At 65.9% G+C, this 20091-nt stretch carries 18 protein-coding genes; 3 read left to right on the forward strand and 15 right to left on the reverse strand.

Translation table 11 applies throughout. The features are described from left to right. Positions 1-12 precede the first annotated feature (12 nt). Positions 13-1095, reverse strand: a complete 1083-nt coding sequence (dinB, locus tag EDF57_RS22930) for a DNA polymerase IV (protein ID WP_134096011.1) — start codon at positions 1093-1095, stop codon at positions 13-15. A gap of 168 nt (positions 1096-1263) precedes the next feature. On the opposite strand from dinB, the gene EDF57_RS22935 reads away from it, so the two are divergent. Beyond that, positions 1264-1674, forward strand: coding sequence for an SRPBCC family protein (locus EDF57_RS22935; RefSeq protein ID WP_134096012.1), 411 nt, complete (start codon positions 1264-1266; stop codon positions 1672-1674). Positions 1675-1731: 57 nt separating this feature from the next. Beyond that, a complete protein-coding gene (locus EDF57_RS22940; RefSeq protein WP_134096013.1) occupies positions 1732-2286 on the forward strand; it encodes a GNAT family protein in 555 nt (184 codons plus the stop codon). Between the two features lie 20 nt (positions 2287-2306). Here the strand turns inward: EDF57_RS22940 and EDF57_RS22945 are convergent, their stop codons facing one another. From EDF57_RS22945 to EDF57_RS22980, 8 genes are all read right to left on the reverse strand, one after another. After that, complete coding sequence (locus EDF57_RS22945; RefSeq protein ID WP_243654196.1) at positions 2307-3026, reverse strand: FCD domain-containing protein; 720 nt, start codon at positions 3024-3026, stop codon at positions 2307-2309. Next, entirely contained in the window at positions 3023-3817 is a 795-nt protein-coding gene (locus tag EDF57_RS22950) for an AraC family transcriptional regulator (protein WP_243841247.1), read from the reverse strand. Before EDF57_RS22950 ends, EDF57_RS22945 begins: the two co-directional genes overlap by 4 nt. A 55-nt stretch (positions 3818-3872) precedes the next feature. Then, complete coding sequence (locus tag EDF57_RS22955) at positions 3873-5183, reverse strand: MFS transporter (protein ID WP_134096014.1); 1311 nt, start codon at positions 5181-5183, stop codon at positions 3873-3875. A 95-nt stretch (positions 5184-5278) separates the two neighbouring features. Continuing rightward, positions 5279-6688 (reverse strand): FAD-linked oxidase C-terminal domain-containing protein, encoded by a 1410-nt coding sequence (locus EDF57_RS22960; RefSeq protein ID WP_134096015.1) that lies wholly within the window; start codon positions 6686-6688, stop codon positions 5279-5281. Positions 6689-6692: 4 nt separating this feature from the next. After that, entirely contained in the window at positions 6693-8813 is a 2121-nt protein-coding gene (locus EDF57_RS22965) for a TonB-dependent receptor (RefSeq protein WP_134096016.1), read from the reverse strand. Positions 8814-9081: 268 nt separating this feature from the next. Beyond that, a complete protein-coding gene (locus EDF57_RS22970; protein WP_134096017.1) occupies positions 9082-9843 on the reverse strand; it encodes a glucose 1-dehydrogenase in 762 nt (253 codons plus the stop codon). 9 nt (positions 9844-9852) lie between these two features. After that, positions 9853-11340: a carboxylesterase family protein gene (locus tag EDF57_RS22975; protein WP_134096018.1), complete on the reverse strand. Its 1488-nt coding sequence runs from the start codon at positions 11338-11340 to the stop codon at positions 9853-9855. 132 nt (positions 11341-11472) lie between these two features. Next, the gene (locus EDF57_RS22980) at positions 11473-11955 is read right to left on the reverse strand and encodes a hypothetical protein (RefSeq protein ID WP_243841248.1); all 483 of its coding nucleotides are present in this window, start codon (positions 11953-11955) and stop codon (positions 11473-11475) included. 289 nt (positions 11956-12244) lie between these two features. On the opposite strand from EDF57_RS22980, the gene EDF57_RS22985 reads away from it, so the two are divergent. Beyond that, positions 12245-13897, forward strand: a complete 1653-nt coding sequence (locus EDF57_RS22985) for an FAD-binding protein (protein ID WP_132265530.1) — start codon at positions 12245-12247, stop codon at positions 13895-13897. Positions 13898-13942: 45 nt separating this feature from the next. Here the strand turns inward: EDF57_RS22985 and EDF57_RS22990 are convergent, their stop codons facing one another. The 6 genes from EDF57_RS22990 to EDF57_RS23015 all read right to left on the reverse strand — a co-directional run bounded on the left by EDF57_RS22990 (position 13943) and on the right by EDF57_RS23015 (position 20085). Continuing rightward, positions 13943-14656, reverse strand: a complete 714-nt coding sequence (locus EDF57_RS22990) for a GntR family transcriptional regulator (protein ID WP_134096019.1) — start codon at positions 14654-14656, stop codon at positions 13943-13945. Positions 14657-14686: 30 nt separating this feature from the next. Further along, positions 14687-15817: an aromatic ring-hydroxylating dioxygenase subunit alpha gene (locus EDF57_RS22995; RefSeq protein WP_208324941.1), complete on the reverse strand. Its 1131-nt coding sequence runs from the start codon at positions 15815-15817 to the stop codon at positions 14687-14689. A gap of 91 nt (positions 15818-15908) precedes the next feature. Then, positions 15909-17387 carry an aldehyde dehydrogenase gene (locus EDF57_RS23000; RefSeq protein ID WP_134096021.1) on the reverse strand — a complete coding sequence of 493 codons (1479 nt, stop codon included), beginning with the start codon at positions 17385-17387 and terminating at the stop codon, positions 15909-15911. Positions 17388-17400: 13 nt separating this feature from the next. Continuing rightward, on the reverse strand, positions 17401-18225 hold the full coding sequence (locus tag EDF57_RS23005; RefSeq protein WP_134096022.1) for a MaoC family dehydratase N-terminal domain-containing protein: 825 nt from the start codon (positions 18223-18225) through the stop codon (positions 17401-17403). After that, positions 18222-19184, reverse strand: coding sequence for an SMP-30/gluconolactonase/LRE family protein (locus EDF57_RS23010; RefSeq protein ID WP_134096023.1), 963 nt, complete (start codon positions 19182-19184; stop codon positions 18222-18224). The genes EDF57_RS23005 and EDF57_RS23010 overlap by 4 nt, the downstream gene beginning before the upstream one ends. A 25-nt stretch (positions 19185-19209) precedes the next feature. Beyond that, entirely contained in the window at positions 19210-20085 is an 876-nt protein-coding gene (locus EDF57_RS23015; protein WP_134096024.1) for an NAD(P)-dependent oxidoreductase, read from the reverse strand. Positions 20086-20091: the final 6 nt, after the last annotated feature.

Genomic DNA, 20091 nt, shown 5'->3' on the forward strand with positions numbered 1-20091 from the left:
TCGGCATAGCGGTCAGCGGGCGCCGAACAGTGGCAAGGCCGCTTCCTCTTCCTCGGGCTTGTCGAAGTTCGACACGGTAACGCCCACGAGCCGTATGCCCTTGTCGGTGGGGAGGACGGAGCGGATCAGCGCGAGACTCGCCTCGCGCAAGTCTTCATGGCGGCGGACGACGACGGGCTGGGTGCGGCTGCGCGTGATGAGCTGGAAATCGCCGTACTTGACCTTGACCGTCACCGTGCGCCCGAAGGCCTGCGTCAGCTCGCACCAGGCCCAGACATCGTCAGCCTGAACGAGCACACCGGCCTCGATCTCGGCGTCGAGCGTGAGATCGCGGTCGAACGTGGTTTCCGAGCCGGAGGACTTGCGCTCACGATCCGGATTGACCGGCCGCTCGTCGATGCCCCGCGCGATGCGGAAGTACCATTCGGCCGAGCTTCCGAAATGCCGCTGCAGGAATTCCAGCGACTTGCCGCGCAAGTCAGCGCCCGTTTCGATGCCCAGGCGCTCCATCTTGGCCGCCGTGACCGGCCCCACGCCGTGAAAGCGCTTCACCGGCAGCGTCTCCACCCAGTCCGCCCCCATGTCGGGCGTCACGGCGAACTGCCCGTTCGGCTTGCGCTGGTCCGACGCCAGCTTGGCGAGAAACTTGTTGTAGGAAATGCCCGCCGAAGCGGTCAGCCCGGTTTCCTCCAGGATGCGCGCCCGGATCTCCTTTGCGGTCTTCCACGCGGTGGGAAGGCCGCGGCGATTGGCGGTGACGTCGAGATAAGCCTCATCGAGCGAGAGCGGCTGGACGAGATCGGTATAGTCCGAAAAGATCGCGTGGATCTGCCGCGACACGGCCTTGTAGACGTCGAAACGCGGCGGCACGAACAGCAAGCCCGGGCAGCGGCGCAGCGCCGTGACCGATGGCAGCGCAGAGCGCACGCCGAACTTGCGCGCCTCATAACTGGCCGCCGCCACCACGCCCCGCGCAGCAGCATGGCCGACCGCCACGGGCTTTCCCCGCAGTGCAGGATCGTCCCGCTGCTCGACCGACGCAAAGAATGCGTCCATGTCGACGTGAATGATCTTCCTGTCCGCAGCATCCGGCATATCGAGGGCCTAGCACTGCGCGAACAAAATGTGAACACATGACGTGCGCGGACTGTTCGATCCGTCGGATTTCCGGCACGGCTGCCTTTTCGGCGGCAAGCGAAAGGCGCAGGCAATACCTATCTCGCGGACTATCTCGGGAACATCGATGCCCCGTTGGAGCCGACCATGACGATCCTTGACGCGCGCGCCATTACACGCACGATCGATTGCCCGTTCGATGCGGCCTATGCCTTCGCATCCCTGCCTGAAAACTTTCCGGAATGGGCCTCCGGCATGTCATCCTCGCTCCACCGGGACGGCGAGCGCTGGCTGGCCGAAACGCCCGCGGGTACAGCCACCGTGCGGTTCAGCCCGCCCAATGCGTTCGGCGTGCTCGATCACTGGGTATCCTTGCCCGGCAAGCCGGAAATCTACATACCCCTGCGCCTCGTCGCCAATGGCGAGGGGACCGAAGTTGTCTTCCTTCTGTTTCGACAGCCCAGCATGTCCGACGAGGACTTCTTTGCCGACGCCGCCACGGTGACGAAGGATCTCAAGGCGCTCAAACGCCTGCTGGAGACGGAAAGCGCCGAATGACGAGATCGACCCGAACGGTGATAAGGTAACGCATCCGGCCAGGCGGGGGACGACAGGATGACATCGAAAGATCAAGCGGTGAGCGAGAACCAGGCACTGCCCGTCATCGTCACCGAGCGGCTGACCTTGCGCGGGCGGACGCCTGACGATGCCGAAGCCCTGTTCCCGGCGATGTCCGATCCGGGGATCATGACATGGTGGTCCCGAGCGCCTTTTGCCGACCCGCGCGAACTGCGCGAGGATTTCGGGTTGGAGAAAACCGGATCGTGGCGAACCTGGGCGATCCTGGAAACTAGAAGCCGCCATGCCATCGGCTTCGTCTCGGTCGGGAGCAAGCGGCAAGGTGTCAGCGAGATCGGCTATCTCCTCTCGCGCGAGGCGCAGGGCCGCGGGATCGGCCGCGAGGCCGTCGCCGCCGTGATCGGGCAGCTTTTCGCGGAGGGCCAGCGGCGCGTCTTCGCCGATACCGACCCCGACAATCGCGGTTCGATTGCCCTGCTGGAAAGCCTGGGCTTCCGGCTGGAAGGCCATCTGCGCGGCGAATGGCACACTCACATCGGCATTCGCGATTCGCTGATCTTTGGCCTGCTCGCCTCGGAATGGCACGGCTAAACGGAGCGGATAGCCCGGCCCTATCCGTTCAGCAGCTGATCGCCGATCGATGCGTCGAAATGGGCGGTCATGGCCGCAGCCGCCGCGTCCGGATCACGGTCGGCAATGGCCTGGGCGATGCGGCGGTGGAGACTGAGGATCGCCGCCTTCTCCTCCTCGGTCCGCCGGGTATCCCAGGCGCGCGGCACGGCGAACTCCATCTGCGGCTCGAAAGAGCGGACGATCTGGCTGAACAGGAAATTGCCCGAGGCGGCCGCAATCACCTGGTGGAAGGCAGTATCGAAGGCCGTGATCTGTGCCATGTTGCCATCGGCGCGGGCCATGGATTCCGAGAGAGCGAGGATCTGCTCGGCCTGAAGGTCGCTGCGCTTCTCGGCCGCCAGCGCGGCGATGCGGACTTCGACGGTGCGGCGCACGTCCCATACTTCGGCCACGCTGATCTGCGATGTGGCCACGGCATGGTCGAGCGAGGTGCCGATCACGGAGCCGTCGATCGCACCGACACGGGGACGTCGGCCATTGCCCACGTCGATCAGGCGCAGAGCGGCCAATGCGCCGAAAGCCTCGCGCATGACGGCGCGACTGACACCGAGATCGGCAGCGAACTGACCCTCTCCCGGCAGGGTATCGCCCACCTTGAGGTCGTTCGAACGGATATGACCGCGCACAGCCTGGACCGCCTGCTCCACCAGCGAGCCGCCGCCCTCCGCCATTCGCCCTTCCAGCGTCCGTGTCGTCACGCGGCCAGCCTCCCTGCCCGGTAGTAAGTGGGCGCCTGCCCGAACTTGCGGGCGAAGGCGCGGGTGAAACTGGCATTGTTGAGATAGCCGCAGCGATAGCCGATGGAAGAGACCGGCAGATCGGTGGAAAGCAGCATCTGCCCCGCCCGGCGCAGCCGTTGATCGGCAAGGGCGTCGGCCACGCTGCAATCGAACATCTCGCGGAAACCGCGGGTGAGCTTGGCGCGGTTGAGACCGGCTGCCCGGGCGATCATGTCGAGCGTCAACTTTTCCGCCCAGCGTTCCTCGATGATGCGGCGCGCGGCCAGTAGCCGGCGGGTATCGGCGCTGGAAATCACGCGGTCCTGGCTGACGGGCACGAGATCGCCCTGCCCTTGCGCGCGCAGGATATCGCAAAGCAGTTCGATGCTCTTGGCCAGACGATAAGGCGTGCGCGCCATTTCCGGCAGGTCGCAATCGCGAATGGCCAGGGCTATGGCCCGCAAGTCTGCCGGGAGGTGATGGAGCGCACCGTCGGCGGGCAGCGAGGCCGCGCCCAGGATCCGCTCGCAAGCGGCGCGTGCTACCAGCAGGATCACCCGCTCCTGCCGCTCGGCGTCCAGAGACGGGCAATCGGGGGCGGCCAGGTAGCGCAAGGTCGCTGCTATGCCCGCAGAGCCAAACGTCACCACGAAAGCGACCGGCGCGGCTGGGGGCGAAAGCGTATCGAGCGGCGGCACGGGGCCTGCTCCAACCAGACTGACCATTTCCGGCGACACTTCGATCGCAGCCATTGGGGATTCGTTTTCCATCGCCCCTCCTCTCCTCCTGGCAGAATAACCTATCTGACAGCTTCTGCAAGAGCTATCAGATAGGTTCCAAGGTCGCGGAAAGCGGCGCCCGGCGCATGGCCTGGAGGAACGCCAGGACCGAGACGGCTCCTACGACAGCGCCGACGATCGCCAGCCCCTGCCCCAGGTGCGCCTCGCCGCCGAGCAGGCCGCTGACCCAGGCCACCAGCGAAGGTGCCACACCGAAGCCGACCAGCCCGGCCAGGGCGATGAAGGCGCCGATGCACAATCCGCGCAGTTCGTTGGGGATCAGCACGGTGAGAGCCACGGAAGTTATCAGCCCGGTGACCGTACCGCAGAACATCAGCAGGCCTACCGCAGCGGCGAACAGCGGCACGCTCGGGGCAATGGGAAACAGTGCGGCCGGTACGCCTGCCGCGGCCGCCAGAACCGCGCCGATCAGCAAACCGCCGCGGCGCCCGGTCTTCTGGCCAAGATCCGCCGCAAGCCCGCCGAGGATCGATCCCACCAGCCCGGCCGAAAAGATCAGCGCGCCCATCCATCCGGCGAAGGCCTCAGGCGCCTGGCCATAGCTGCGCGACAAGACCGGCGAGGCCCAGATGCTGGCGGCCGCATCGGCCATGACCACGCTCACTTGTCCGATGAACAACGGGATCAGGAACGCCCGCCTGGCCCAGAGTTCGTGGACGACAACCGCGAACGGCGCATGGATGCTCGCCTCCACTTCGTGCCGCTCGGGTTCCCGCAAGGCGAGCAGCGGCAGGATCAGGCACACGCTGATCGCGGCCAGCAGGACATGGGTTCCGCGCCATGGGGAGAGGCCGTGCATGAAGGGAAGCGGCGCGTGGATCATGGCGCCCAGCAGCCATCCCGCCAGCGCGAAAGCGCCTGCCTGGCCCAGGCACTTGCCCAGGGTCACGACCAGCATCGCCCGCCCCCGCTGCTCGGGCGCGCAGAGGTCGGCGGTCAGTGAGAGCGCAGCCGTCAGCGCGCCAGTCGTGCCGATGCCCGCCATCATCCGCGCCAGGAACAGCACCGGCAGGTTCTGCGCGAAAGCGGTCAAGAGCGTGCCCGCGGTCCAGACCAGCCCCAGCAGAAGCAGCAGCCGAACCCGGTTGCGGCGGTCGACGAGAATGCCGATCGGGATCGAGAAGACCACCAGCGGCACCGCTGCCGAAACGCCCTGAACAAGGCCCAAGGCATAGTCGCTCAGCCCCATTTCCGCCTTGGCGCCTTCCTGCACCATGCTGAAAGAACCCATCATCGTGAAGCCGCCGGCCATGGCGAGCGCCAGGATGAGCAGCGGCATCAGCCGGTGGCGGAAGGAGGGCACCGAACGCGGCGCTTCGAGAGTGAGGCTGGTCATGTCTTGCGATCCCGAAAGGTCACCCGGCCGCCTGGGGGGTACCAAAGGCGACCGGGCGGTTCCGCCCCACCCGGCGGAACGTGGCTCAGGCGTTTTCACTCGGAAAACGCGAAAATCTTGCCCGGATTGAACAAGTCCTGCGGATCGAGTGCCCGCTTGATGAGACGCATCATCTCCACCGCCTCGCCCAGTTCGGCGACGAGCCAGTCCTGCTTGCCAAGGCCGATGCCGTGCTCCCCGGTGCAGGTGCCGTCCATGGCCAGCGCGCGCTCTACCAGGCGGGCGTTGATGGCCTCCACTTCGTCCATCTCCGCGGGAGCATCGGGGTCCATCGAGAAGACGACATGGAAATTGCCGTCGCCCACATGCCCCAGGATCGTGCCCGGAACGCTGGATCCTTCCAGGTCGCGCTTGGTCTCGGTTATGCATTCGGCAAGGCGGCTGATCGGCACGCAGACGTCGGTCGCCCAGCCCACGGCGCCGGGGCGCAAATTGACGGCCGCGTAATAGGCCTCGTGCCTTGCCTTCCAGAGCTTCGAGCGCTCTTCTGGAAGGTTGGACCAGCGGAAGGCGCTGCCACCGTTCATGTCGGCGATTTCGCGCACTGTTTCCACCTGCTCCTCGACATAGCGGCTGGAGCCGTGGAATTCGAAGAACAGCGTGGTCAGTTCCGGGTAGTCGAGCTTCGACCAGCGGTTGACCGCCTTCATCTGCAAATCGTCCAGGATCTCGACACGCGCCAGCGGCACGCCGAGCTGGATCGACTGCACCACGGTATCGACCGCGCCTTCCAGCGTCTCGAAACTGCATACGGCCGAGGAAATCGCTTCGGGAATGGCGTGAAGGCGCAAGGTCACTTCGGTGATGATGCCCAAGGTGCCTTCGCTGCCGATCATCAGGCGGGTGAGATCGTAGCCCGCCGCCGACTTGCGCGCCCGGCGTGAGGTGCGGATGTCGCGGCCATCCGGCGTGACGACCCGCAGCGACAGGATCGCCTCACGCATGGTGCCATAACGCACGGCGTTGGTGCCCGATGCCCGCGTCGCCGCCATGCCGCCGATGGTGGCATTGGCGCCCGGATCGATGGGAAAGAACAGCCCTTGATCGCGCAAGTGTTCGTTGAGTTGCTCGCGCCGCACGCCGGCCTGGACGGTGCAATCGAAGTCGTCGGCATTGACTGCCAGGATAGCATCCATCTGGCTGAGATCGACGGTGACGCCGCCCCTTACCGGCAGCGCGTTGCCCTCGATGGACGTGCCCGCGCCATAGGCCACGATAGGCACGCCCGCCGCCACGCAGAGCCTTACCAGTTCGACCACGTCCTCGGTCGAACGGGCGAAGACCACGGCATCCGGCAGCGCGGGCTCGAAATGGGCCTCGCTCTGGCCATGCTGGCTGCGGATCGCCTCGCCCGTCGCCAGACGTTCCCCGAAAGCTGAGTGCAGACTATCGAGGAAGCCCTCCGGCAGGGGCTTGCGGGGCGGTTGGGGGGGAGACGCGCCCATCGGATCAGAACCGGAAGCTCGCGCGCACGCCGTAGCGTCGCAGGTCGCCGATGATGCCCAGATCCGATGCCGGCAGGCCCGCCAGCGCCAGAGTGGTCTTTTCGATGTAGGAGTCGAAATACTTCTTGTTGAACAAGTTGTTGCCGAAAACGGAAAGCTCGATCCCGTTTTCCATCCGATAAGTGATGGAGCCGTTGAACAGGACGTAGCTTTTCAGGATCGTCGCCGTCGTCTGGTTCAGGCTGGCGGCGGAGCGGCTGCCCTTGCCGTTGACGCTGGCATTGAAAGTCAGACTGTCCGCGCCGATCGGCACGACGTAATCGCTGGAGAGGTTGAACATCCAGTCCGGCTGGAAGGTCAGCCGGTCGGTCGCCAGCGTACGGCCGGTCACCTCGGTATATTGCGAGGAGTCGGTCAGGCGCGCATGCATGTAGGTGGCGCCGCCCGAGAGCGTCCATTGCTCAACCGGCCGATAGCTGAACTCCAATTCCGCGCCGTAGCTTTCGACATCGCCCGAATTGAGATCGACGGTGACAAGGCCGCCGGTCGAGGACGGAGCGATGGAATTGAGGCCGATGTAGTCGCTGTAATCGTTGTAGAAGAGATCGCCCGAAAGGGTGAAGCTGCGGTCGGCCGAAACGTACTTGGTGCCCACTTCGTAAGTCCAGGCGGAGTCGCCCTTGTACTTGCGGACGGGCGCGGTCACCGCATTGAACCCACCGCCGCGATAACCGCGTGCGACCGAGGCGTACGTCATCAGTTCGGGCGTCCAGTGGCGCGTGACCGAAAGGCGCGGTTCGACCTGGTCTGACTTAAGGCCGACGCTACCCGCGGCGCCCGCGTTGATCGCGCCGCTCGCCGAGCGGTCCTCATGGTCATAACGCAGGCCCAGCGCCACTTCCCAATCGGGATTGGGCTTCCAGAACACCGTACCGAACGCGGCATACGTGTCGGCCTTAGTCCGGTTGCTGTTGTTGTTGGTGAGATTGAAGGGAACGATCAGCGTCGCCTGGTTGGAGCGCGTATCCTCGCGGCTGTAGAACAGCCCGAACAGGGTGGAGAGCTGGTCGCTGAGCTTGCTGTCGAAGCGCAGCTCCACCGTCTTGGTGCGCAGGCTGTCGCTGGAGGCCTGGCGCACGATGTTGAGCGGGCCGAAGTCACCGTCGGTATCGGGCGCGCTGCTGTTGCGCGCGTCGTAGGCGGCCTGAAGCGTCACGGTGGTGGCGATGGCCTCGATCGGCGTCTCGACCTTGGCATTGACGCCGCGATACTTGTAGGTCGTGGTACCCAAGGTGTTGAACTGGTTGCTGCGCGAATAGTCGGTGGGGCCGGTGACGCGGGCGTAGGGGACATTGGTGCCCTTCACCCAGTCGTAGTAGCCGTTGACCACCAGCGTCAGGTCTTCGGTGGGCGTCGCGCGGATCGTGGCGCTGACCGAGTCCGTATTGAACTTGTTCGACTTGCCGCCGATCGTGGTATTGTTGATGAACCCGTCCTGCTGGCGGTGCGAGGCACCGACGCGAACCGCCAGCTTGTCCGTGACGATCGGCGCCGAGACCGAGCCTGAAACCAGCCAGGAATCGTCCGGCCCGGCGTAGCTGGCCTGTCCGCGCGCCTCGAACTCGTTGCCGGGCTGGCGGGTGATGACATTGATCGCGCCGCCCAGCGTGTTCTTGCCGTAAAGCGTGCCTTGCGGGCCGCGCAGCACTTCGATCCGCTCGACGTCGAGCAGCGGATTGTTCAGGTAAGCGGTATTGGGGCGGTAGATGCCGTCCACGAAAAGCCCGACACCAGGCTGGACCGACTGGACCAGCGTTACGCCGACGCCGCGGATCGAAACGAAGGCGCGGCCGGCGCCGTCGCTGCTGATATTGAGGCCGGGCGTCAGCACCGCTGCCTCGCGCACGGAATTGATGTTGCGCTTGGCCAGCGTGTCTCCCGAGACGGCCGTGACCGCGACGGGTACGTCGAGCAGGGTCTCGGTGCGCTTGCGGGCGGTGACGACGATTTCGGGAGCGGCGCTATCGGCCGAAGCGGCCGGTGCGCGCTCCTGCTGCGCGATAGCCGGCGATGCGGCCAGAGCCAGACACGATGCGCCGACAGACAGGCAAACCCTGAGATTCATAGATCCTCCCTCGCTACCGCCTGCCGAGGTCCATGCCTGGCAAGTCGGTCAATTCAACCTATAAGACAGGTCTAACCTATCTGAAAGGTCCTTGGGGAGTCATTTCGAGTTTGCCGATCGGCGCAATGTGTTGACCGATCGGCATCGGCAGGGAGACGGTGGGCGCCTGCGGGCCTGTTTTCCCGCATGAAAAACGCCGACAAAACAACGTCATCCTGAAACGGATCCAGGATGACGTCGTGAGCGGAAGATGGCTGGGTTCGTGCGGTTACCAGCAGGTGTAGCCCCCGTCGGCCAGCACGATGCTGCCGGTCATCAGGCTGGCCGCATCGGAAGCGAGGAAAGCGACGACAGAGGCCACTTCCTCCACTTCACCGAGACGGGCCATCGGCGTGGAGTCGATCCAGCGGCGATACATCTCGCCCTGCTTGTCAGCGAACTCGTTGAGCGGCGTGCGGATGTATGTGGGAGCCACGGCATTCACCCTGACGCCGCGGTCCGCCCACTCGGCGGCAAGGCTGCGCGTGAGCTGATGGACGGCCGCCTTCGAGGCGTTGTAATAGCTCTGACCCTGTGGCCGGTTGACGATGAAGCCGCTCATCGACCCGACATTGACCACGCTGCCACGCCCGGCCGCGAGCATGTGCCGCCCGAAAGCCCGGGCGCACCAGAAGGTGCCGTTGAGATTGACATCGATGACGTTGAGCCAGTGCTCATCCTCGACCGTTTCGGCCGCCGTCTCGCTGCGCGCAATGCCGGCATTGTTCACCAGGATATCGATCGTACCCAGTTCATCGGCGACCTGGGTCACCCGGGCGGAGTGAGTCACGTCCATGACACGGCCCTCGCAGGCATAGCCCTTTTCCCGCATGGTCCCGCGGGCGCTCTCGATGGCGGCCTCGGACAAGTCGGCGATCACCACCTTGGCGCCCATCTCGGCCAGCGCCTCGACACAGGCGAGCCCGATGCCGCTGGCGCCCCCGGTGACGAGCGCGCGGCGCCCGTCCAGTTTCAAGCGTTCAAGATACATGGAAGGTCCTCAGCGAAGGAAGGGGGCGATCGGGAACGGCGGTTCCTCGACAGCTTCGCCGCGTTCCAGCTGGAACACCGCGCGATGCTCACGGGTGAATTCGCGCCAGGGCAGGCTGCCGTCGCGGGCGAAATCCACCCAGATGCGGTGGACGCGGTCTGCCAGTGCCTGCGGAGGATTTTCCCCGCAAAGACCGTCGGGACCGGTCGTCGTGGCCAGGGAGTCGAACACGAAGGGCAGTTCCATGGCGTGGGCGGCGCCCAGCCCGCCGAACAGCGGGGAGCGCCATTCGAACTCGTACATATGCGTTCGGCCCTGGTGTTCCTCGGCAAATCGGCGGGCCGGCCAGCGGAAGACCAGATCGTTCGCCGCATCTGTGAAGGCATGGCCCGGCTTCATCCCGCGGCGGCCCATGCCGTAAGCCTTGAGCAGCTTGCGCGCCCGCGGATGCACGCGGTGGAACACGTACGTTGCCAGGAGCCTGCCGATCTTCTCGCGCAGGCCGCTCGGCACGAAGTAGAGGTTCATCTCCTCGGCATTGGTACCGATCAGCAGGTCTATTTCCGCGCCCGTGCCGGCCTTCAGCGCATCGAGCGGTTTCAACGGCAGGACATCGTCGCCATGGACCGGAACGAAGCGGCTGATGCCGAACACCGGTTCATGTCCTTCGGCATCGCGCAAGTCGAGCCGGGTGGTGGGCAGGCTGACTTTCTCCACCGCGTCCAGCAACGTCTCGCCGGGCTCGACGCTGCGATAGCCTTCCGCATCCGGGGAAATGCGCAGGAGTTTGGCCAGCTTGCGGACGAGCCGCTGCGCCACCGCAATGTCGCGGGTCATGCGGCCGTGCCCGCTCTGGACGATGGCGCGGCGGAAAAGGCCTTTGGCGAGCGGCGAGGCCACAAGATCGGCGATCGCCATGGCGCCCGCGGATTCCCCGAAGACCGTGACATTGCCCGGATCGCCGCCGAACGAGACGGCATTGCACCGCACCCATTCGAGCGCGAAAAGCATGTCGCGCAGACCGAGATTGGTGGGCACGCCCGGAATGGGCAGGAAACCATCGACACCCAGGCGGTAGTTTATCGAAATGAAGACGATACCGTCCCGCGCGAAGTTGCTGCCGTCCTGGACCGGCGCGTCCTTGCTGCCGATCACGAAGCCGCCGCCATGGATGAACACCATGACCGGTCTTCTCCGGCCGTCCTCGGCCTGGCCATCGCAGGGCGCGAATACGTCCAGCGTCAGGTATTCATCGCCGTGCCGCCAGCCCTCGCCGACAAGCGCCGCCGCGTCGAGGCCGGGCACCCCCTTGACCCGCTGCGGGGCGTTCGGTCCGGGTTCGAGAGCGTCACGCACACCGTCCCAGGGCGCCGGATCGCGCGGGATTGCAAACCGGGCCGCGCCGACCGGTGCCGCCGCATAAGGCACGCCCCTGAACCGCGCGACGCCTCCGTCCACGATGCCGCGTATCGCTCCCGCTGTCGTCCGGACGATCACCCTTGCCTTCTCCCTGCCATTTCTCGGCTTTTCAACGCGAGAATAGCGGCTTGGGGTCCTCCTCCCACCTGCTTTTACTATGCAGATCGGCGCAATTCGATTGCCTTCCGGCCGAGGAACGCCGCCGGGCGGTCAGAAATAGATGTCGATGTAGTCGGTCAACGCGTCGCACCATTCGAATTCCCGCAGCCGGTAAAAGCTGCGGTTCTGAGTGATGGCGAAGTGCCAGGACTTGTCCTGCGAGCATGAGCGGCCGGGATCCGGCGTGTTCGTAATGCTGATGCGGCCCTGGAAGGTGAAGTAATCGGCGCCGATCTCGGTTATCGTGCCGTCCAGCACCAGCCTGCCCGGCCCGCCCGCTTCCGCCTGGGTGCCATGCAGCTTCCACACATCGCCCTCGCGCCGGACATCGGCGCTGCCGCGTCGATCCCAGTCGATCCATTGCAGGGTCAAACCCTTGTTCGCCAGAAGCCGTTCCGCCCCTCGCTGGTCGAGGATGCGGGTCGCCTCGCCCTGGCTGACGGCGCGCGGCGGCGCCTCGTCCGCCTGCGCTGCGGGACCGCTGGCCGCCAGCAGGATGAGCGGCATGAGAATGTGCAGTGCAGTGGCTTTCATCGCCTTGGTTGCCTTCTTCGCTGCCGGAGGTGGTCGATCGCCGGGCAGGATAGGCGGGGTTCGCCGCTCTTTCCAGTGGCTTGCGGGAAATGCCGGGTCGAGGCCGGCTCCTCCCGGCGGCAATGCGGGAACCTGTTCAATCTGACAGTCACGCTCAGAAAATCAGCCATTAGTCTCGTGCGCAAAGCAGCGCCCGCATCGAACGAGTCTCGGCAGGACCGGGTTGAGGCAGGGCCGCTCGCCCGAATAAAATCGACACGGGAAAATCGAAGCAAAAGGGAGACAAAGGATGGGCGAAGTCCCCGAATGGGACCTGGAAGCTGACGTCGTGGTGCTCGGATCCGGCGGCGCCGCCATGACGGCGGCGATCTCCGCACACGATTTTGGCGCGAAGGATGTCGTCATCCTGGAAAAGACCGGAATGGTCGGTGGCACCACGGCCATGTCCGGAGGCATGCTCTGGATCCCGGGCAACCATCACCAGGTCGAGGCCGGTATCGCGGAATCCGACGAAGACGTGGTGGCCTACCTCGATGCCCTGGCTCCGGGCGCGCTCGATCCCGATACGCTGGGCGCCTTCATGGAATGCGGGCCGGAAATGATCCGCTATCTGGCCGACAGGACGCCGGTGCGCTTCCATGCCTACGCCGATTTTCCCGACTATCAGCCCTATATGCCGGGCGCGAAACCCGATGGCGGGCGCTCGCTGGACAACGATGCCTTTTCCTTCGAAAGACTTGGCAAATGGGCAACGCGGGTCAATCCCACGAAAATGGCCTATCCCGTCCGCGGCAGCCTCATGGAGGCGATCAACGGAACGCTGGATGAAGCCACACTCGCGGAGCGCGAGGCCGGCGACTACCGGGGGCTGGGCCAGGCGCTGGCCGGATCGCTGTTCCGGGCCGTGCTGGACCGCGACATTCCCGTCCAGTTCGAAAAGCGCGCGCGCAAACTGGTGAAGGACGGCGACCGCGTGGTCGGCGTCGTGGCGGAAGACGCCAATGGCCGCGATTTTCGCGTGCGCGCGCGCCGCGGGGTGGTGATCGCCACCGGCGGTTTCGAATGGAACGAAACACTGGTGAAGACCTTCCTGCGCGGTCCGCTGACCGGCCCGGTCAGCGTCCCGGAAAACGAGGGTGACGGCCTGCTCATGGCGATCGAGGCCGGCGCGCAGCTTGGCAACATGCAGCATGCCTTCTGGCAGCAGAGCGTGCTCGAATTCGAGCCGCAGCACCGCGCGGCCAAGCCCAACTACCTGCTTGGCTCCGACGAACGCGCCCGCCCCGGCGCCATCCTCGTCAACCGCGCCGGCAAGCGCTTTGTCAACGAGGCGGCCAATTACAACGCCATGGGCAAGGCACTGCACGCCTTCGACGCAGGCACTCACGCCTATGCCAACCTGCCTTACTGGCTGATCGTCGACCAGCGCTACCGCGAAAAGTACCAGACCTTCAACACGCCGCCGGGCGGCCCTACCCCGTCGTTCATGATGAAGGCTGACACGCTGGAGGAACTGGCGGAAAAGGCAGGCATCGACGCCAAGGGGCTGACTGCCACCGTCGCCCGCTTCAACGACATGGTGCGCAAGGGGCACGACGACGACTTCAACCGCGGCGACAACACTTACGACAATTTCTATATGTGGGGCGATGCCGAATTCGACCCGCCTTACCGGACGCTGGGCGTGATCGATCGGGGGCCCTATTATGCCGTCAAGATGGAGTCCGGTGCGCTCGGGACTGCCGGCGGCCCCAAGACCAATGCCGATGCCCAGGTGCTGGACTGGAGCGGCCATCCGATCCCCGGCCTCTACGCTGCAGGCAATGCCATGGCGGCCGTGCTGGGCGAGGCCTATGGCGGCGCGGGCGGGACTTTGGGACCGGGGATGACTTTCGGCTATATCGCCGGGCGCCATCTCGGCACGTATATTCCCAATCACTGACGCGGGATGGACGGACCGGCGCAACCTTGTCCAGCGCCGGTTCCCTCAGCGAAAGCGCTGGAACAGGCGCTCGCTGCCTAGTGCCGCCCGGGCATGTTCGGCCATGCCGCGCTCCGCGGCCGGCGCATCCCCCAGTCTGATCGCGGCAATTACCGCCAGGTGATCGCGATGCGCCGAATGGAGGTGAGCGAATTCGTCGGCCGGCTCGTTTTCCAGCGCGAGCGCAACAGCCGAAGCGAACGGCAAGTGGTCGTTCCGCTCCAGCGCCTGGCCGATGGAAGGGTTGCCGCTGGCCTCCACCAGCAGGTTGTGGAATGCCAGATTGTAGTCGTGGAAACGATCGACATCGCCCTGGGCCAGAGTGCCTTTCGCGAAGATCGCCTCGCCCTCGGCAAGGCAGGCCGCAAAGCGTGCGTCTTCGGCCGGGGTCAGTCCCCGTACCGCGAGCCGCCGCGCCGCCAGGCCCTCCAGCACGCCGCGAACCTCGATCGCGCCGTGAATGTCGGCCGCGGAAATGGAGCGCGCCGCATAGCCGCGCGCCCCGAGTTTCTCGACCAGCCCCTCGGCCTCCAGCGCGCGCAGCGCCGTGCGCACCGGCATGCGCGAGACGCCGAGGGCCTCTGCGGTGGCGATCTCGGCGATCCGCTCGCCGGGACGAAAACTGCCTTCCGCGATCATCCGCCGCAACGAGATGATGACGTGCTGGCCGGGCTTCAACCGGCGACCGCCTTGCGCTTGGGCATTCCGTTCATCGTCCATGGCCTGCTTTCGTCGGCACGAGGCGAACTGTCAAACCCCGCCGGCTTCCTCCCGCACCGGCTCGGCGGGCAGATCGCCCGCGTTCGCCGCCCCGTTCGGCTCCGCGTTCTCGGCGGCGATGGCCCGGTCGATCATCATGCGCGATCGCACGCCGCCGGCATCGATGTTGAGCTTCAGCAAGCGCCGTTCCGGCCAGCGCAGCAGGTTCGCCTGCTGTTGCTCCAGCATGTCGAGGTCTTCCGAGAAGATCTTGCCCTGGCCTTCGCGAATGGTGTCCGTAAGCGCCGCATCTTCGACGGCGAAGCGGCGCGCCATGCCCCAGAAGTAGTGATGGCTGGTCTCGGTTTCGGGCGTGATGAAATCCACGACGATGCTGGAGGCCTTGGCCGCTTCCGGCGCGTCGTAACCGCCCTGGCCCTCAAGCGCCACACCCACTTCGATCATGACATGGCTGGGCAGCGAGAAGCGGCAGACCTGCCAGCGGTCGACCGTGGCATCCTCGCTGAGCCCGGCGCCGCGCAGCGCCATGCGCCAGAACGGCGGGGCCTTGATCCCCTCCATGAACCGGCTGGTGACCACTTCGTTCTCGTCGGCCCGCGTGCGGACCGGCGCCTCGTCGATTTCCTTCTGGCCGATGCTGGCGGCATGGACATACGTCTCGTGCGTCAGGTCCATCAGATTGTCGATCATCAGGCGATAGTCGCAGGCGATGTGGTAATAGCCGCCACCATAGGCCCAATCGTCGCTTTCCGCCCATTCCAGATGGTGCAGCCGCGCAGGATCGGCCGCCTCGGGATCGCCCGGCCACACCCAGATGAAGCCGAAACGCTCTATCACGGCGAAACGGCGGCCGGCCGGGAAACCGCCGACCTTCTGGCCGGGCATTTCCGCAGCCTTGCCAAGGCAGTCCATCACCAGCCCGTGATAGCCGCAGACCAGCCGCCCCTCGCGCATGAAACCGAGCGAAAGCGGTGCACCGCGGTGAGGGCAGAAATCTTCCAGCGCCGTGGGGGCGCCATCCGGGCCGCGAAAGAACACCATGCGCTCTCCGCAGATCGTTCGGCCAAGCGGACGGTCTTCGATCTCATCGGGAGTGCAGGCGACGTACCACGCGTCTTTCGGCCAAATCCGGCCCTGCCCTGCTTGCATTGCGCTGCCCATACATCCGCTCCTGTGAATCGTTATTGGATCCAATAATGAATTTATTGGATCCAATGTCAAGGAGCCGATCGCGGCAGGCGCGGGAAGATTTTCAGAACTTCATGGAAAAGGGATCGCGCCGGTCGCCCGAAAAATCGATGAACACGTTCCTGGTCTGCTGGAATTCCTGGATCCCCGCCTCGCCTCTCACCCGGCCAAAGCCGGAGTCCTTCATTCCGCCGAAGGGCGCCTGCGGCGCGGCCACGCGGTAGGTATTCACCCATAGCACGCCAGACTGCACGGCACGCATCATGCGCAGGCAGCGACTGATATCCTGCGACCAGACCCCGCTCGCCAGCCCATAGGGCGTATCATTGGCGATGGAGACGGCTTCCTCCTCCTCGTCGAAGGGGATGATCGACAGCACGGGGCCGAAGATTTCCTCGGCGGCCACCTTCATATCGTTGCGCACGTCGGCAAAGATGGTGGGCTCGATGAAGAAGCCCTTCTCCAGCCCCGCCCCCTCGGCCCGGCCGCCGCCGGCGACAAGGCGGGCGCCGTCGCCCCTGGCCGCTGCGATGAAGGAGAGGATCTTGTCGAACTGCGGCTCGTTGGCCGCCGTGCCCATTTCCGTTTCGGGCAGGCGCGGGTCGCCCATGCGGATCTGCGCCGCCCGCGCGGCAAGACCTTCGACCATGCGCTCGTAAATGCCGCGCTGCACCAGGAGACGCGATCCGGCGATGCAGGTCTGCCCGGTCGCGCCGAAAATGCCCGCGAGCGCGCCGATCAGGGCAAGGTCGAAATCGGCATCGTCGAACACGATGTTGGGGCTTTTGCCGCCCAGTTCCATCGTCACCGGCTTGAGGTTCCCGCCCGCCACCGCCGCGATCTTGCGGCCGACGCCCGGACTGCCGGTGAAGCTCACCTTGTCGACCAGCCTGCTGCCCGTCAGCGCCGCGCCCACGTCGCCCGCGCCGGTAACGACCTGCACCACGCCTGCCGGAAAGCCTGCCTTCTCGCACAGCTTCATCATTTCCAGCGTGGTGGTGGAGGCATGTTCGCTGGGCTTGAGGATCACGCAGTTACCCGCGGCCAGGGCGGCCGGCAGCGTGTTCGTCAGGATCGCCACGGGAGAGTTCCACGCCGTCACGCAGGCCACGACGCCGTAAGGCACGCGTATGGCGAAATCGAGCGTGTCCTTCTGGTCCAGCGGAACGACATCGCCGTGCATCTTGTCGGCCCAGCCCGCATAGTACCGGAAGATCCGCGCGGCATAGCCCATCTGGTTGTGGGTCTCGCGAATGACTTTGCCGTTGTCGGTGGTTTCTAGCAACGCCATCCGGTCGGCATCGGCGTCGAGCAGGTCCGCAACGCGGTTGAGCAGCTTCGCCCGTTCGCCCGGAGTGGTCTTGCTCCAGACGCTATCGAAAGCCCGCCGCGCCGCGGCAATGGCGGCCTCGACGTCCTCGCCCGTGGCGACGGCGATATGGGCGTGGATCGACTGGTCGTAGGGATTGATGGCGGGTAGCGTGCCTCCATCGGCAGCCGCGCGCCACTGGCCGTCGATATGGAGCTGGTACGTCTCGGTCATCGTCTTCTCCCGGTCAGGCGGTGCGCACGGTGGCGATCATGTTCTTCGCCTCGCCCTGCTGGGTCCAGAATTCGCCGCCCTGGTCCGTCACGTTGCCGCAGATGTGCAGGGGAATGCCGTCGAAGGCGGGTTGCTGCCCGCGGAAATCGAAGCCGGTGACAGGCCGGCCAAGTCCCTTGCCCGCCAGTCGGATCAGGAGCGCCGCCTGTAGCGGACCGTGGACGACCAGCGCGGGATAGCTCTCCTCGCCCATTGCATAGGGCCGGTCGTAGTGGATGCGGTGGCCGTTCATGGTGAGCGCGGAATAACGGAACAACAGCACCGGATCGGGCGCGACAGTTTCCGCCCAGGCCGCATCCGGCACGGGTACCGCGACCGGCAGCGGCAGGACGCCGGGCGCGGGATCGCGGTAGACCAGATCCTGCTCCTCGCTGACGGCGATGCCGCCTCCGGCATCCAGTTCGTGGCGGACGGTGACGAAGACGAGCGTGCCGCTTTTCCCGACCTTTTCAGTGACGGCCATGATCGTCGAAGTACGCGTGACGGTTTCGCCCAGGTGAAGCGGCTGGAGGAACGTCAGGCGTCCCCCCGCCCACATCCGGCGCGGCAGCGGCACGGGCGGCAGGAAGCCCCCCTTGGCCGGATGGCCGTCCGTGCCCAGTGCGGCCGGCGGCTTCACGTCCCAGAAGTGCAGCCAGTGGTCGAGCAAGGGCAGCGCATCGCCCGCCGTCAGTGCGCCCGCGCCGCCCAGCGCCACGTCGAGCGCATTGCTGCGGGCGGGATCGAGCACGTCGGTCGCGGTCTGGCTGCGGCCGACCCAGTCTTCGTAGACGCTCAAGCGGTAACTCCCATGCGTTGGTGCAGCAGCGGCAGGCCAGGGCGCGGCCAATCGACCGCGATCAGCAGGCCGCGGCCGGAAACGGTGATCCAGGCGGTCTTCATGTCGGGGCCGCCAAAGCAGATATTGGTGCAGTAGGGCTCCGGCCCCTGCCAATATTCCAGCTTCTCCCCCTCGGGTGAAAATACGCTGATGCCGCCGGTCACCAGGGTCGCGACGCAGATGTTGCCATTGGCCTCCAGGGCCATGGAATCGAAGCGCTGATAGCCGGTCGCCTGGCCGTGCAGGATCCCGCCGTTGGGGGAGGGCCATGCCTGTTTCGACACTTCGCCGCGCCCGGAGATCGGCCAGCGCCAGAGGCGGCCGGTCTCGGTCTCCGAAACATAGAGCGTGCGCTCGTCGGGCGAGAGCCCGGCGCCGTTGGGCGTCACCATCGGGAATATCGCCTGCCGGATCCACGAGCCGTCCGCCGCCGCGTGATAGACGGCGCCGCTATCCATGACGCGGCCGTAAGTCTTGCCGTGGTCGGTGAACCACATGTCGCCATTCGCGTCGAAGACGATGTCGTTGGGGCCGTTGATCGGCACGCCGTCGCAATGGGTGTAGAGCGTCGTGACCTCGCCCGTCTCCAGATCGACCCGCTGGATCGATCCCCCCGCATAATCGTGCGCGCGGCCGTGGGGCCGCATATAGCCACGGGTGTCGAAGATGTCCTCGGTCAGCCAGTGAAAGCCGCCGTTGTTGGCGACGTAGCAGGCGCCGTCCGGGCCGATCGCCGCGCCGTTGGGACCGCCGCCCAGCTCGGCCACGACCTGCTTGCGCGCATCCGGCCAGACCCGGATCAACCGCCCGCCCTTGATCTCGACGACCAGCACCGAGCCGTCGTCCATTGCGATGGGGCCTTCGGGGAACAACAGTCCCTCCGTGACCACCCGGTAGTCCAGCTTGCGTTCCTGCATCGGGCTCTCTCCCATCCGGCCGCCGCTATCTGCGGTCGACCACCTCGATCACGCCGGGGAAGTAACTCTCCCCAAGGCCCTGGTCGATTGCCGCCTGGTAGTATTCGGCGGCCAGGCGCGGCAGCCGGGGCTCGACGCCCATCTCCTCGGCCAGTTCGATCGTGTAGCCCAGGTCCTTGAGCGTATAGGCCATCGGAAAGGCCTTTGCCGGAAAGGCCCGCGGGACCATCGCCTTGAGCCCGTGGTTCCGCAGCGCGAAGCTGTCTCCCGAACCGAGCGAGACCGCCTCCACCAGTTTGGCGGGCGCTACCCCTGCCCGCTCTGCCACTACGAACATTTCCGCCAGTGCGGCCACTTGCTCGAACAACAGGGTATTGTTGATGAGCTTGACCACCTGCCCGCAGCCCACCGCGCCGCAATGCGTGACGTCGGAGCCCATGTAGCGCAGCAGCGGCTCGATCCGCGCGAAGAGTTCCGGATCGGCGCCGACCATGATGGAGAGCGTACCGTCGATGGCCGCCTGCCGCGTGCGCGCCACCGGCGCGTCCGCGAAAGCGATGCCCTTTGCAGCCAGCAAGTCCGCAACGTCGCGCGCTTCGGCCACGGCGGTGGTGGACAGGTCTATCACCACCGCCCCGGGCGCGGCATGGGCCGCGATTTCCGCGCAGACCGCCCGCACCTGCTTGCCGCCGGGGAGCGAGAGGAACACGACCGAAGCCACGCGCGCCACTTCCGCCACCGAAGCGGCGCCCCGCGCGCCGCCATCGACTTGCGCCCGCAGCGCCTCGGCATTCATGTCGAAGGCATGGAGCGGCGCGCCGTGCTTCTTCACGGCATTCGCGCACATACCGCTGCCCATGACGCCAAGGCCGATGAAGCCCAGGCTTGCTGTCTCGCTCATGTCCAT

Source organism: Novosphingobium sp. PhB55 (assembly GCF_004368805.1).
Taxonomy (GTDB): Bacteria; Pseudomonadota; Alphaproteobacteria; order Sphingomonadales; family Sphingomonadaceae; genus Novosphingobium.

What these genes read in the sequence shown, in the direction of transcription:
- dinB (WP_134096011.1), bottom strand. Translation starts at nt 1,095, where the DNA reads ATGCCGGATGCTGCGGACAGGAAGATCATTCACGTCGACATGGACGCA.
- EDF57_RS22935 (WP_134096012.1), top strand. Translation starts at nt 1,264, where the DNA reads ATGACGATCCTTGACGCGCGCGCCATTACACGCACGATCGATTGCCCG.
- EDF57_RS22940 (WP_134096013.1), top strand. Translation starts at nt 1,732, where the DNA reads ATGACATCGAAAGATCAAGCGGTGAGCGAGAACCAGGCACTGCCCGTC.
- EDF57_RS22950 (WP_243841247.1), bottom strand. Translation starts at nt 3,817, where the DNA reads ATGGAAAACGAATCCCCAATGGCTGCGATCGAAGTGTCGCCGGAAATG.
- EDF57_RS22955 (WP_134096014.1), bottom strand. Translation starts at nt 5,183, where the DNA reads ATGACCAGCCTCACTCTCGAAGCGCCGCGTTCGGTGCCCTCCTTCCGC.
- EDF57_RS22960 (WP_134096015.1), bottom strand. Translation starts at nt 6,688, where the DNA reads ATGGGCGCGTCTCCCCCCCAACCGCCCCGCAAGCCCCTGCCGGAGGGC.
- EDF57_RS22965 (WP_134096016.1), bottom strand. Translation starts at nt 8,813, where the DNA reads ATGAATCTCAGGGTTTGCCTGTCTGTCGGCGCATCGTGTCTGGCTCTG.
- EDF57_RS22970 (WP_134096017.1), bottom strand. Translation starts at nt 9,843, where the DNA reads ATGTATCTTGAACGCTTGAAACTGGACGGGCGCCGCGCGCTCGTCACC.
- EDF57_RS22980 (WP_243841248.1), bottom strand. Translation starts at nt 11,955, where the DNA reads ATGAAAGCCACTGCACTGCACATTCTCATGCCGCTCATCCTGCTGGCG.
- EDF57_RS22985 (WP_132265530.1), top strand. Translation starts at nt 12,245, where the DNA reads ATGGGCGAAGTCCCCGAATGGGACCTGGAAGCTGACGTCGTGGTGCTC.
- EDF57_RS22990 (WP_134096019.1), bottom strand. Translation starts at nt 14,656, where the DNA reads ATGGACGATGAACGGAATGCCCAAGCGCAAGGCGGTCGCCGGTTGAAG.
- EDF57_RS22995 (WP_208324941.1), bottom strand. Translation starts at nt 15,817, where the DNA reads ATGGGCAGCGCAATGCAAGCAGGGCAGGGCCGGATTTGGCCGAAAGAC.
- EDF57_RS23000 (WP_134096021.1), bottom strand. Translation starts at nt 17,387, where the DNA reads ATGACCGAGACGTACCAGCTCCATATCGACGGCCAGTGGCGCGCGGCT.
- EDF57_RS23010 (WP_134096023.1), bottom strand. Translation starts at nt 19,184, where the DNA reads ATGCAGGAACGCAAGCTGGACTACCGGGTGGTCACGGAGGGACTGTTG.
- EDF57_RS23015 (WP_134096024.1), bottom strand. Translation starts at nt 20,085, where the DNA reads ATGAGCGAGACAGCAAGCCTGGGCTTCATCGGCCTTGGCGTCATGGGC.